The organism is Streptomyces sp. NPDC023838, from assembly GCF_040639555.1.
Lineage (GTDB): Bacteria > Actinomycetota > Actinomycetes > Streptomycetales > Streptomycetaceae > Streptomyces.
Genome location: NZ_JBFAAD010000002.1, coordinates 49,338 through 63,046, shown reverse-complemented (window position 1 = coordinate 63,046; position 13,709 = coordinate 49,338). Strand labels below are relative to the sequence as shown.

General features: G+C 73.3%; 9 protein-coding genes. 5 read left to right on the top strand and 4 right to left on the bottom strand.

Features of this window, described 5'->3' with window-relative positions; translation table 11 throughout:
* Window positions 1-37 precede the first annotated feature (37 nt).
* Window positions 38-3,685, bottom strand: a complete 3,648-nt coding sequence (locus AB0G17_RS02510; RefSeq protein WP_361374682.1) for a hypothetical protein — start codon at window positions 3,683-3,685, stop codon at window positions 38-40.
* 245 nt (window positions 3,686-3,930) lie between these two features.
* Here AB0G17_RS02510 and AB0G17_RS02505 point away from each other — a divergent pair, with 245 nt between their 5' ends.
* A complete protein-coding gene (locus tag AB0G17_RS02505) occupies window positions 3,931-4,473 on the top strand; it encodes an SAM-dependent methyltransferase (RefSeq protein WP_361374680.1) in 543 nt (180 codons plus the stop codon).
* A gap of 64 nt (window positions 4,474-4,537) precedes the next feature.
* On the opposite strand, the gene AB0G17_RS02500 is transcribed toward AB0G17_RS02505, so the two are convergent.
* Both AB0G17_RS02500 and AB0G17_RS02495 read right to left on the bottom strand, forming a co-directional pair.
* Window positions 4,538-4,717, bottom strand: a complete 180-nt coding sequence (locus tag AB0G17_RS02500) for a hypothetical protein (protein WP_190087334.1) — start codon at window positions 4,715-4,717, stop codon at window positions 4,538-4,540.
* Window positions 4,718-4,892: 175 nt separating this feature from the next.
* Window positions 4,893-5,972, bottom strand: coding sequence for an acyl-CoA desaturase (locus AB0G17_RS02495; RefSeq protein ID WP_361374677.1), 1,080 nt, complete (start codon window positions 5,970-5,972; stop codon window positions 4,893-4,895).
* Window positions 5,973-6,194: 222 nt separating this feature from the next.
* On the opposite strand from AB0G17_RS02495, the gene AB0G17_RS02490 reads away from it, so the two are divergent.
* On the top strand, window positions 6,195-9,230 hold the full coding sequence (locus AB0G17_RS02490) for an SNF2-related protein (protein WP_361374675.1): 3,036 nt from the start codon (window positions 6,195-6,197) through the stop codon (window positions 9,228-9,230).
* Window positions 9,231-9,259: 29 nt separating this feature from the next.
* Complete coding sequence (locus AB0G17_RS02485; protein WP_361375311.1) at window positions 9,260-10,537, top strand: SWF or SNF family helicase; 1,278 nt, start codon at window positions 9,260-9,262, stop codon at window positions 10,535-10,537.
* A gap of 222 nt (window positions 10,538-10,759) precedes the next feature.
* Here AB0G17_RS02485 and AB0G17_RS02480 read toward each other — a convergent pair whose 3' ends face one another.
* Complete coding sequence (locus tag AB0G17_RS02480) at window positions 10,760-11,377, bottom strand: hypothetical protein (protein ID WP_361374673.1); 618 nt, start codon at window positions 11,375-11,377, stop codon at window positions 10,760-10,762.
* 265 nt (window positions 11,378-11,642) lie between these two features.
* On the opposite strand from AB0G17_RS02480, the gene AB0G17_RS02475 reads away from it, so the two are divergent.
* A complete protein-coding gene (locus tag AB0G17_RS02475; protein ID WP_361374671.1) occupies window positions 11,643-12,218 on the top strand; it encodes a peptidoglycan recognition family protein in 576 nt (191 codons plus the stop codon).
* A 103-nt stretch (window positions 12,219-12,321) separates the two neighbouring features.
* Complete coding sequence (locus AB0G17_RS02470; protein ID WP_361374669.1) at window positions 12,322-13,593, top strand: GAF domain-containing protein; 1,272 nt, start codon at window positions 12,322-12,324, stop codon at window positions 13,591-13,593.
* The last annotated feature ends 116 nt before the right edge of the window (window positions 13,594-13,709 follow it).

Genomic DNA, 13,709 nt, shown 5'->3' with positions numbered 1-13,709 from the left:
CACCCTGATGCCCCGGTTCAGCCCGACCCCGCTGCCCTCACACGCCCCCGACAGGCTCGGTCAACAGCGCCGCCATCGCCGTATCCGGGTCGGCATGGTGGCGGAGTGCGGACAATTCGGTACGCCATGCCGCGTCCCAACCCGTACGCCCTCCTGACGCCTGTACGAGGGCCACCGCCAGGAGTCCGGCCGGCGGCGTGCCGCGTTCGCGCAGCGTACGGGCAGTACGGAGCGTGGTCTCGGCATGGCGTACGGGTGCGGCTCCGAGGCTGAACCCGCTCAGGTCGGGCAGCCGGGCGGGGTTCTCTTCGATCAGCCGGAGCGCCTTCGCCCACCTGTCCGGCGCGGGGTCGTCACGTCGGAGCGCGGCCCAGGCCGCGTCGAGCGCGAGGCGCGCGGCTTGACGTAGGAGCCCGGCGGCCTCCAGGGCCGTCGCCATGGCGTCGGCGCGGCCCACTTCCACGTACGAGCCGTAACGCGAACTGACCGCGTTCGCGCATCCTTCGAGCCGTCGCAGGGCGTCTCGCCTCACGTGCACTGCGCTTGAGCTCGCCGTCGCCCTGTCTACGAGGATGCTGAGCACGTCCCCCAGAACATCACTCGACGGGCGCGCCATCGCGACCTCAGAGACGGCAGCCACCTCAGCGGCCTCAGCGGCCTCAGCCACCTCAGCCACCTCAGCCACCTCAGCGACGGCGGAATCCTCCGGCTCCCCAGCGACCGTGACACCCTCGATTGTTGAGGTCATTCCCACCGTTGAGGTCATTCCCGCAACTGCCGAAATCGCCGCATGCCAGACCTCCCACGGCCGTCCCGCCGCCACTGCCGCCTCGCCCAGGGCGCGGGCCGCGTCCCGCATGGCGGGGCTCCCGCCCACGATCCGCCCGGCCAGAGTGACGCAGGCCGCGGCGGCGCTGTCGTCGTCGCCTTCGCGGACCACGCGCGCGAGGAACGCGATGTACAGGGCGGACGTCACGGACCGCGTGATGACCGCGTCCCGGATGGCCGGTTCGCGCGCGCCCTCCAGCAGCCGGCGGGCGATGTCGTCCCGGTCCGCGAGTCGCAGCAGGAAGGGGGCGATCGCGGCCCGTACGTCCCGGTGCTGGTGTGGTTGGTCCCACGCCGCGAGCAGCGCCGCGCCTGCGCCCTCCCCACCCAGAACCCCGAGCGTACGGGCCGCCTCCTTACGGGAACCAACCGGGGACGACGGGGAGTTGAGAAGGGGAGTGAGCAGAGCGACCGCTTCACCGTCGGGTGTCTCGGCCAGGAGGCGCCGCAGGGAGGCGACTGCCGCGCGGCCGCGCACGCCGCCTGTTCCGGCGTGCCGCAGCAGCGTGGTCAGGAGCTCCGGCGTGACCGGGCCGGTCTCACCGAGCGCGGCGAGCGCGGCGGCCGCGACCGGCTGGGGCGCGCGCTCGGCGAGGAGGTGGAGGTGGGCCGGTGAGCGGAGGTGAGTCGCCGCGTCGGCGCGTACCCGCATGGGCGCGCGCTCGTCGGTGGCGGCCGTCGCCAGTACTTCGTACCAGGCTTGGCGTTCCGTCGGCCGCCAGCGACCGGTTACTCCGGCTCTCGGCCGGGGCGCCCATGCGCCGCCTCGCGGCCGGACCCTCCCCCGCAGCCCCCGCCCATCGGCCGCCCCCGCGGCTGCGAGGACCGGGCGGAGCAGATCAGTGCGCCGCTCGGTGATCGTCGTCAGCACTTCGGGTACGGCGACGAATGACGGATCTGCCGCGATCAGTTGGGCACAGCGGTCTTCCCGGACACCGGCCGGGGTCACCCACACGGCGGCCGCGCGGGCGGCGGTCCGGGGGTCGTCGTCCGTGAGCGCGGTACGGCGCATCAGGGCGTCGGCGTCCGGCAGTTCGGTGAGGTGCGACGCGAGCAGCTCGGCCAGGGCGATCCGCAGAGCGGGGTCTTCGGCGACGGCCGGTCCAGACGGGTCAGACATACCAGACCGGCCAGAGGTACCGGAGGTACCAGCCAGGCCAAACGGCGACGCCGTCGCCCAGATATGCCGTGCCATCGGCAGATCAACCCGCAGCGGACGGTACGAGCCCGAGACCGGGACCGAGCCCGAGCCCGAGCCCGAGCCCGAGCCCGAGCCCGAGCCACGGTGACGCGGATCGGTGACGACCTGGCAGAGAAGCTGGGCCGCGGTCGCCGCGCGCCTCCCGTCGCCGCGTGCGGCGGCGCTCTCCGCCGCGCGACGCAGCAGCGACGCGGCGGCGGCGAGCGTCTCCGCCTTGGAGTCGCGGGACTGGACGGCGGTCAGCGTGGCGTCCCGGAGGACCTCTTCGGGCACAGCGGCGAGCAGCCGCGGTGCAGTGCCCGCGAGTTGTTGCAGCGTGTAGCGCCGTACCTCTTCCTGGTCGTGCCAGGCCCGTTCGCAGCTGAGGGCGATACGGGCGAACTCGTCCGGGTCGCCCTTGAGTTCGGCGCAGGCCAGCAGCGCGGGCCAGGCGAACACGCGCTGGTGTATCCGGTGGTGGGAGGCCTGTTCGCGCAGGATCGGTTCGGCGTCCGCGAGAGGCAGGCCGACGGCCACCGCGAGGAGATGGACCGGGCGTCGCTTCCAGCGCTCCAGGCGTGCGTCACTGAACTCGGCGCGGTCGGCCGGTTCCAGGGCGGCGAGGGCGGTGAGTGGGACCCGGTGTCCGCTGTCGCCGCCTGCCCGTTCGGCGACGAGCCGCCGCCGTACGGCCGGGGGCAGCAGTGCGAGCAGGGGGTCGGCGGCCACCTCCTGTCGTCCCGGTGCCCGCAGGTGGCCGCCCGTGGCACGGCAGCGGGTGGCCAGTTCGGTGAGGTCGGGCTCGGGGAGGGCGCGGAGCGCTGCGACGGTCGACCGGCCCAAGGGGCCTGGTGGTATGGCCAGTTCGAAGGGCTCCGCCTCCCCGCCCAGCGGGACAGGCCGGAGTGGGACGCGGAGGCCCCGTAGGACGTCGAGGAGTTCGGCGGGGCGTCGCAGGAGAGCGACGGCCGCGCGTTCCCCGATGAGCCGGGGCGCCTCGCGCAGCAACGACAGACCTGCCTCCGGGTCGCGTTCGGCGACGACGGTGGCGACGAACGTCCTGCCCTGCGCATAGCGGTAGGCGTACGGCCCTTCGGCCCGTTCGCCGTATTCCTTGATCAGCAAGGCGGCGACGGCGGCAGGCGCGGTACGGGCGAGGGTGGCCAGCACCCCCGGCGGGACGTCAGTGCGAGGCAGCCAGCGGCCGACCGTCCCGGGCGAGCAGGCGACGAGCAGCTCGGCCACCTCCTGGGCGCCGTGGCGTTCGTCCACCTCGGGGAGGAGCCGGTCGGCGAGGGCGTGGCGGCGGCTGAGCCGCAGTACGCGGTACACGGAGTGGCGCACCGCGCGGATTTCGCACAGCGCGAGGGCGGCGAGCGGCTCTTCCGGCACCGGCAGCCGGATGGCCGCGGCGAGCGCCCGGCGGCGCAGCACGGGGTCGCCAAGGGCGGCGGCCACGGTGTCGAGGTCGCGGCGCGCGACGGCGAGGAAGAGTCCGGTGTGCCGTTCGTCCTGGTCACCGGCGTCGAGCGCGCGGTGCAGGGTGGCGTACGCGTCCGGGGCCAGTGTTCGCGCGTAACGCGCGAGGGCGGGCATTCGGGCCGAGAACGGCAGGGAGTCGAAGTGGGTGCTGATCCACTCGGGGGTCAGCGGCTGAGGTGGAACGGAATGGGCCATCAGCGATCACCGTAGGATCGTGAGGCCTCCTTTCGAGTCATCATGCGTACGATCCTGACAGCCTTTCGATCAACGGGCAATGCGATTTTTGAGCCGCCCGGAAGCCCCGGCTGTTCCAGGTGCGGCGCCGAATCGGGAACCGGGGGTCGAGGACGGATCAAACACGGATCAGACAAGGATCAGAACACCGATCAGGTACGGATCAGGTACGGATCAGGCAGGGATCGGGTACGGGAGGAACGCACATGGCGGACGCTGGGGTCAACGAGCGCGGCACGGACGACGGAGCCGCGGAGGTGGTGTGCCGGGCGGTGGGGCGTGTGGTCGGCGGGCGGGCCGAGGTGGCCGACGACCACTGGGGTGGTGAGTCGGCGGTGATCCGGCTCGATGCCGAACAGTTCGGCCCCGAGGCGCTGTTCGGCCTGACGGACTTCTCCCATCTGGAGGTCGTGTACCACTTCGACCGGGTGAAGCCCGAGAAGATCGAGTCCGGCGCGCGCCGTCCGCGCGGCAACCCCGACTGGCCGCTGGTCGGGATCTTCGCCCAGCGCGGCAAGAACCGCCCGAACCGGCTCGGCGTCTCGCGCTGCCGTGTGCTGAAGGTGGACGGGCTGGACATTCACGTCATGGGCCTGGACGCGGTGGACGGCACTCCGGTGCTGGACATCAAGCCGTACATGGCGGAGTTCGGTCCACGCGGCGAGACGGTCCAGCCGGAGTGGTCCACGGAGCTGATGCGGGACTACTACGCGGGCGAGCCGGAGTCCGGGAGCGGCGTCGAGGGATAAGGAACTCACCGGTTCCAGAGGTCCACACCCAGCCCCGACCCCAGCCCCAGCCCCAGCCCGACGGTCAGCGCAGTTCCTTGCGGCTGATGTGCCGCAGCCTGCGGCGCTGGCTCGGGTCCAGCATCAGGTAGGCCACGACGGGCACCCCTATGAGCACCAGCAGCGCCGGCAGGAATCCGATCAGCGGGATCAGGATGAGCCCCACCACCACTCCACCGGCAGCGATCATCGCGCGCTTCGACATGTCCGTCGCCTCCTTCGCGGCCGCTGCTGCCGCCGCTCTCTGTCCAGGGAACGCCTGGCCGCGCCCTCTGGTTCCCGGCCCGGCGTCCGTTTCCGCGCGGCACGTCTGCCATCAGCTTCCGTCAGCTTCGCGTCAGATTCCACTATGCGGCAGCCGCCCGGATCCAACGCGGCAGCTATCCGCCCGCGCCCCGCCTCAGCGGCCGCCTCAGCGGCGCTCCGACGGCGTGCATGTGCCGCAGGGCCTGCCGGTAGGAGTCGATCAGTGAGGTCTCGGCGTACGGGATGCCGACGGCGCGACAGTGGGCGCGGACCAGCGGCTGGACGAGGCGCAGGTGCGGGCGGGGCAGGTTCGGGAAGAGGTGGTGCTCGATCTGGTAGTTCAGCCCGCCGAGGAACCAGTCGGTGAGCGGTCCGCCGCGTACGTTGCGCGAGGTGAGGACCTGGCGGCGCAGATGGCCCCAGCCGTCGTCTTCCGCGTCGGGCATCTCCATGCCCTTGTGGTTGGGTGCGAAGGTCATGCCCAGGTGGAGCCCGAAGAGGGCGTGGTGCAGCAGCGCGAAGACCAGCGCCTTGCCGGGCGAGAGCACGGTCAGCAGGAGACCCGCGTAGGTGGCGAGGTGCACCAGGAGGAGCGTGCCCTCGACGAGGCGTTCGCGCCGAGGCTGCCTGCGCAGGTCCTGGAACCCGTACACCTTCAGGGCGATGCCTTCGAGCAGCAGCATCGGGAAGAAGAGCCGGGCCTGGTTGCGGGTGAGCCAGCGCGCGAACCCCTCGCGGCGCTCGGCCTGCTTCTCGGTCCACACGAGGGCGCCGACGCCGACGTCCGGGTCCTTGTCGACGTGGTTGGGGTTGGCGTGGTGGCGGTTGTGTTTGTCGTTCCACCAGGCGTAACTCATGCCGAGCAGCAGGTTGCTGTGGAGCAGGCCGAGCGTGCGGCCCGCGCGGCGGCCCCGGGTTATCTGGGCGTGGCCCGCGTCGTGGCCGAAGAAGGCGGTCCGGGCCCAGAGCACGGCGAGCGGCACGGCGTACAGCAGGGTCCACCAGGTATCGCCGGTGAGCACCATCGCGGTCACGGTCGCGGCGAGGGCGAGGAGGTTGACGGCGATGCCGCGCGCGTACCAGCCGGTGCGCCGCTCCAGCAGCCCCTGCCCTTTGACCACCTTCAGGAGAGGCGCGAATTCGCTGCCCTGTGCGGTGGGGCGCGCCGGGGCGAGGGTGGTGGTTCTCGCGGCGTTCGCAATGGTCTGGGACATGGTCGGTCTCCGGTCGCCGGTCTTCCGCAGTCACCTGCGCTGACCTCATGAAACGTACGAATCCGGGGCCCTTCACCACCATGACGCCACCACCCGGACCGGTCGGGGGCCTGTCCCGGGGGCATGGTGGTGCTGACGCCACCCCGGCAGGCGGGCGAGCCCGCCGCGCGCGCCTGGTGATCCAGATCACGGCACGTATACGCCCTGCGGGCGTCTCGGCCGGTGTATCCTCGGCGATTCCGGAACGCAGTAGTCAAGTTTGAGGAATGTGTCATCGCCGTACACACGCTCCCCGCGCCCACACCCTCCGAGATCGACGAACTCGCCCGCTGCCACGTCACCTTCCTGCCCGCCGACCCCGCCCGGCTCGGCCGCATCGCCTTCTGGCAGGCCGATGGCGCCGCCCCGCAAGCCTTCTCCGGCCGCCAAGAGGAGCCTGCCGAGGAGCTGACGGTGGTGGGGGCCGACGCCGAACCGTACGCGGTACGTGCGGTCGCTCTGCCCGTACGCGACGCACTGCCCGTCCTGACCAGGGCGCGGCCCCGCCCCGACGCCTCGCGGGCCGCCGCCTTCTGGGGTACGGCCGCTGTGCGCGCGCTGCAACTCGCGGCGCGCGGCCTGCTGTTGCCCGGACTCAGCGCCACCGACCACGACGCGTGGCGGATCGGTCCGCTGGGCGCCGACGAGCTGGAGCGCGTCCGGGAACTGGCGGCCTCGATGCCGCCCGAGGCGCACGCGGTACCGCTCGACGCCGATGGCGAACCGTTGCTGCTGCCCGAACCCGAGGTGCTGGTACGGCAGTTCCTCGACGCGGTCGCGGACGGGCTGCCGCGCACGCCCGCGGCCGCCCTGGCGACCGGCTCCCCCGCCTTCGCGGCGGATCCGCCCCGGCGGCTGCCCGAGCAGCGCGCCTGGGCCACGGAGGTGGCCGCCGGGCACGACGCGGGCGTGCGCATCTCGCTCCGCGTCGAACTGCCCGGCCTGGAGCCGACGGACCCGAATGCGACGGATCCGGATGCGACGGACCCGGATGCGGCGGACCTCGATGCGGCGGAACCGGATACGGCGCCCCCTGAAGCCGCGGGGCCGGCCTTCCGCGCCGTGCTCCAGCTGCACAGCGTGAGTGACCCCGCCCTGGTGGCGGACGCGGCCGAGGTGTGGGGCGAGTCCGGGCCCACCGCAGGGGCCTTCGGACCGCACGCGCGGATGGACGCGCTCCTTGCGCTGCGTCGCGCCACGCGCGCGTGGGCGCCGCTCGCGCCGCTGCTGTCGGCGGCCGTGCCGGACGCGATCGAGCTGGCCGACGAGGAGGTGGGCGAGCTGCTCGGCGGGGCCGCGCGCACGCTCGCCGCGAGTGGCGTCCAGGTGCACTGGCCCAAGGGCCTCGCGCGCAAGTTCACTACGCGCGCGGTGATCGGGCCCGTACAGGACACCGCCGGGCGAAGCACCTCCGGGGCGCAGCCGGACAGCGCGCAGTCCGCGGCTCCCTCCACGCTCTCCGCGGAGGCCCTGCTCGCCTTCGAGTGGCGGTTCGCGATCGGCGACACCCGGCTCACGCGTGCGGAGCTGGACCAACTGGCCGAGGCCAGCCGCCCGGTGGTGCGGCTGCGCGACCAGTGGGTCCTGATCGACCCCGAGGAGGTCCGCCGCGCCCGCGCGGCACACGACCGCAAGGTGACCGCCGTCGACGCGCTCGGCGCCGTCCTGACCGGCTCCACGGAGGTCGACGGACGCCGGGTCGACGTCGAGGCGTCGGGCTGGCTCGCGGGGTTGCGCGACCGGCTCGCCGATCCCGAGGGCGCGCGTCGGCACGCCGTGGAGCAGCCCGCCGCGCTCGCCGCGCGGTTGCGCGACTACCAGCTGCGCGGCCTCAACTGGCTGGCCGACATGACCTCGCTGGGCCTCGGCGGCTGCCTCGCCGACGACATGGGCCTCGGCAAGACGATCACCCTCATCGCCCTGCACTTGCACCGTCAGAGCGCCCCGGCGACCGCCGGCCCCACGCTCGTCGTCTGCCCGACGTCCCTGATGGGCAACTGGCAGCGGGAGATCGAGAAGTTCGCGCCGGGTACGCCCGTACGCCGCTTCCACGGCTCCGCGCGGCGCCTGGAGGGCCTCGTGGACGGGGAGTTCGTCCTCACCACCTACGGGACGATGCGGCTCGACGCCGCCAAGCTCGGCGAGGTGGCGTGGGGCATGGTGGTCACGGACGAGGCCCAGCACATCAAGAACCCGTACTCGGCGACCGCCCGGCAGCTGCGCACCATCAGCGCCCGCGCGCGCGTGGCGCTCACCGGAACACCGGTCGAGAACAACCTCTCCGAACTGTGGGCCATCCTCGACTGGACGACGCCGGGGCTGCTCGGCCGCCTCGGCACGTTCCGTAGCAAGTACGCACAAGCCGTCGAGGGCGGCACGGACCCGGCGGCGGCCGAGCGACTGTCTCGCCTGGTCAGACCGTTTCTGCTGCGGCGGCGCAAGTCCGACCCCGGCATCGCGCCCGAGCTGCCGCCCAAGACGGAGACCGACCGGGCCGTCTCGCTCACCAAGGAGCAGACGGGGCTGTACGAAGCGGTGGTGCGCGAGACCCTCGCGGAGATCTCGGGCGCCGACGGCTTCGAGCGGCGCGGGCTGGTGGTGAAGCTGCTCACCGCGCTGAAGCAGATCTGCAACCACCCCGCGCAGTACCTCAAGGAGGAGCAGCCGCGCATCGCGGACCGCTCCGGGAAGCTGGAGCTGCTCGACGAGCTCCTCGACACCATCCTCTCCGAGGATGGTGCGGTGCTGGTCTTCACCCAGTACGTACAGATGGCGCGGCTCATCGAGCAGCATCTGGCCGCGCGCGGGGTCGCCACGCAGTTCCTGCACGGCGGTACGCCCGTGGAGCAGCGCGAGCGGATGGTGCGGCGCTTCCAGGACGGCGAAGTCCCGGTGTTCCTGCTGTCGTTGAAGGCGGCGGGCACCGGTCTGAACCTGACCCGGGCGGGCCACGTCGTGCACTACGACCGCTGGTGGAACCCGGCCGTCGAGGCGCAGGCCACCGACCGTGCGTACCGCATCGGCCAGACCCAGCCGGTGCAGGTCCACCGGCTGATCGCCGAGGGCACGATCGAGGACCGCATCGCCGAGATGCTGACGCGCAAGCGCGAGCTGGCGGACGCCGTCCTCGGCACGGGCGAGTCGGCCGAGGCCGCGCTGACGGAACTGTCCGACGCCGAGCTGGCGGATCTGGTGGCACTGCGAGGGAGCGGGCGATGAGCGAGTACGGAGAGCTCTCGGAGGAGCAGATGTACGGGGGCCGCGACGAGGACGGTCACGGCGCCGAGGACGGTGATGGCGCCGAGGAGCGCACCTTCGTGGCGCTGCCGCCCGCGCACGGGCGTGGTTTCGCGCAGACGTGGTGGGGCCAGGCTTGGCTCAAGGCCCTCGAGGACACGGCGCTCGACGGCAAACAGCTGAAGGCGGGCCGCCGCTACGCGCGCGAGGGCGCGGTCGGGGCGGTGTCGGTACGGCCGGGGCGGATCACCGCGGTGGTGCGCGACCGGGACGGCAACTCCCACCGCAGCGACGTGGTGTGGCAGCGGCTGTCCGAGGACGACTGGGACCGTTTCCTCGGCATGGCGGTGGAACGGGCGGGGCACATCGCGGCGCTCCTGGACCGTGACATGCCGCCGCACCTGGTGGAGGAAGCGGCGTCGGCCGGGGTGCAACTCCTGCCCGGCATAGGCGACCTGGAGCCCGAGTGCACCTGTGAGGCGTGGGACCACTGCCCGCACACGGCGGCGCTCTCCTACCAGGTGGCGCGGCTCCTCGACCAGGACCCGTTCGTCCTGCTGCTCATGCGGGGCCGGGGTGAGCGGGCACTGCTGGCGGAGCTGGCGGAGCGGAGCGCGGCGCCCCGGACCACGGACGCGGACGTTGCGGACGGGGTACCGGCCGCCGAGGTGTTCGCGGCGCGGGACATCGTGCCGCCGCTGCCCGGGGTGCCCGAGATACCGGCCGAGGCGGGGTCGCCGCCGCACCTCGACACGGAGACCGCCCCCGCGCCCGGTGTCGATCCCGCCGCACTGGAGTTCCTGGCGGCGGACGCGGCACGCCGGGCGCGGGAGATGCTGGCGGAGGCGCTGGCACCGGGCCACGAACTCCACCCGACAGCACCTGATCTGACGCAGGCTCAGGACGCCGTACGCCTGGCGTCGGGCTGTGAGGACGAGCGGATCAGGGGCCGTCTGGCAGCCGGTTCCGGGCGGCGTCCGGCCGAGCTGGACCTCGCCGTACGGGCGTGGCGGTACGGGGGCGCCGCCTCCCTGTCCGTACTGGAAGAGGAGTGGACCCCCGGGCCGGAGGCGCTGGCCCGGGCCCGGGACGCCCTCGCGCGCGCCTGGCAGGACGGGGACCGGCCCGTACTGCGCGCGTCCGGCGCGAACCGCTGGACGGTCCTCGGCGGCGGCGCGCAGCTACGACTCGGACGGGACGGCCGGTGGTGGCCGTACCGCAAGGAGCGCGGGGCGTGGGTCCCCGCGGGGCCGGCCGATCTGGATCCGGGGGCGGTGCTGGAACGGTAGGGGGCGGGCGCGGGCGGAGCGCCTGGGGGCGTGGGGGCGTGGGATGCGAGCGATGCCCCCGCGCACGTGTCCTGGGCGGCGCCCCCGCACTCACGCCTATGTCCTGGGCGGCGCGCTTGCACTCACGCCCGTGTCCAGGGCGGCCCCCTGGACTCACGTCTACGTCCCGGGCGGCGCGCTTGCACTCACGCCCGTGTCCAGGGCGGCCCCCTGGACTCACGTCTACGTCCCGGGCGTCGCCCCGACGCCCGGCGTCCCACTTGGTGCCCCACCCCGCGTCCCGCCCGCCCTCACCTCGTAGAACGGCACGTCGTCACCGGCCCCGCCCGCCGCCGACGGAAGGACGCCGCCGGGGATCTCGTCGGGCAGATTCGGCAGGTCCGGAAGTTCGCTGGGCAGTTCGCCGGGCAGTTCGCTGGGGAACCCGCTCGGCAGCTCCGTGGGGAGTCCTGACGGAAGGTTCGAGGGAAGGTTCGAGGGAAGACCCGACGGAAGGTTCGTGGGGATTCCGGAGGGCAGCTCCGTCGGGATCCCGCTCGGGAGGCTCAGCGACGGCGACGGCGTCGGTGCCGACGCCGTCTTGCCCGTCGGCGTCTTCGTCGGCGTGTCGTCGGCCCCGTCGCCGCTGCCGTTCACCACCAGCACGATGGCCACGACGGCCGCGGCGGCCACCACGACCGCGAGCAGTATCAGGACGCCCTTGCGGCCGCCCCCGGCCGACGGGCCCGGGGGCGGTGGCGGTGGCGGTGACGTCGGGGGCTGCCAGGCGGGGGGACCGAAGCCCCCGCCGGGCGAGGACGGCGGCCCGGGCGGGCGCGGAGGTACGGGCGGCGTGGCCATGGCCCCCAGAGTCGTCCCGAAACGGTTCATCTCGCCACCCCTGGCCGGAATTTACGCCAAAGTCGGCCAGTCGCGACGCTCGCCGGAGCCGTCCCGACGGTGGCGGCGCACGCCTCCCGCGTCCGGTCGACGCCACGCCCTGCCGCGGGCCTTCCACGCCCTCATACCGCCCCGTACCGTAACCTCGGCGAAGTTCTTGCCGGTTGAACGTGACGTATCGACGTACAGACGTACCCACGACACGACGTACAGGAGCTCGTTACCCGTGGACCGCCGAAGACTCATCCAGGGTGCCGCGGCCAGCGTGGCCGCCGGTGCGCTGTTTCACGCGACGCCTGCCGAGGCCGCCGCCGACACCGACTACCCGGACGCGCACTGGGTGGCCGCCTCCAGCGCCAACTACACCGCTTCCCAGCGCCCCTCCACATATGCGATCGACCGCGTGATCATCCACGTCACCCAGGAGTCGTTCGCGCATACGATCGGGATCTTCCAGAACCCGGCGAAGAAGGTCTCCGCGCACTATGTGGTGAGGTCCGCCGACGGCTATGTGGCGCAGATGGTGCGCGAGCACGACATCGCCTGGCACGCGGGCAACTGGGACTACAACACCCGCAGCGTCGGCATCGAGCACGAGGGGTGGGTGGACCAGCCCGCCTACTTCACCAACGCGCTGTACGAGGAGTCGGCGCGGCTGACCGCCTCGGTCTGCGACCGGTACGGCATCCCGAAGGACCGCGAACACATTATCGGCCATTACCAGGTACCCGGCTCCGACCACACGGACCCGGGCCCGAACTGGGACTGGGTGCGCTACATCAGGCTGGTCAACTTCGCCTGACGGCGCGGGGATGCGCCGACGTCGTGCGCAGTGCCTTGCCGGGTGTGGCCGGCGGGCCGACGATGGACCGGTCCCCGTCCGCCCCGCCCGCCCGGAGGCCCAGTTGACCGATACGCGGTACGAGTCCTGGGTCGCGCTGGAGGCGGGGGCCGACCCCGCCGAGCGGACCGGCGAGCTGCGCCGCGCCCATGAGGCGTTCACCTCGGCGGGGCGGGTGGTCCGGCCCGTACGCCCGCTGGTGGCGGCGTCCTGGCGGCGTTCGGCCCGGGCTCGGGTGAACCCGGACGGCACGGCCGGTGTGGAGCTGGGCGAGGACGAGCTGGCCGCGTACCGCGACGGGCACCCGCTGGCCCGGGTGATGCCGGTGATCCGGGAGCTGATGGGCACGTACGCGAAGGACGGCGAGCATCTCGTCGCCGTGTGCGACGCGCGGGGACGGCTGCTGTGGGTCGAGGGCGACGCGGGGACCCGGCGCAAGGCGGGCGCGATGAACTTCGTGCCGGGCGCCCGGTGGGCGGAGTCGGCGGTGGGTACCAACGCGCCGGGGACGGCCCTGGCCGAGGACCGACCCGTCCAGGTCTTCTCCGCCGAGCACTTCCGGCGCCCGGTGCACCCCTGGACGTGCGCGGCGGCCCCGCTGCACGACCCGCGCACCGGGCGGCTGCTCGGCGCGGTGGACATCACCGGCGGCGACGGCCTCGCGCACCCGCACAGCCTCGCGTTCGTCCAGGCGGTGGCACGGGCGGCGGAGGCGGAACTCGCCCTGCTCGCCCCGTCGCCGGCCGGCGACACGATCGGGCTCAGCGCGCTCGGACGCGACGAGGCGCTGCTGGTCGCCGCCGGGCGCAAGGTCCGCCTCAGCCGCCGCCACAGCGAGCTCCTGGTGCTGCTCGCCCGCCACCCCGAGGGCCTGACGGGTGATCAGCTGCTGATCGACCTGTACGAGGACGAGTCGGTGACCCCGGTGACGGTCCGCGCCGAACTCTCCCGCCTGCGCCGCCTGCTGGGCCCCGACCTCCTCTCCTCCCGCCCGTACCGCCTCACGCTGCCCGTCGACACCGACTTCGACATGGTCGCCCGCCGCCTGGGCTCCGGCGCGGTGGCGGCGGCGATGGGCGCGTACGCCGGTCCCCTGCTGCCCGCCTCACAGGCACCTGCGGTGGTACGGATACGGTCCCGCCTCGCCGGTCAGCTGCGCGCGGCCCTGATCGAGCGCGGCGACCCCGGGTTGCTGGCGGACTGGGCGCGCAGCCCGTGGGGCGGGGCGGACGCGAAGGTGTGGCGGGCGCTGGTGGAGGCGCTGCCGGAGGGGCAACGGGGGTATGCGGGGGTGAGGTTGAGCGAGCTGGATGCGGAGTTCGCCGGGGGCTCGTGAACGCCGGGCACGGGGATCCCGGCATCGGGGGGCACGGCTCGCCGGGGCGCCTGAACGCCGGTACACGGGGCTCGTGGGCATCGGGGCTCCTGGGCATCGTGGCTCCTGAGCATCGG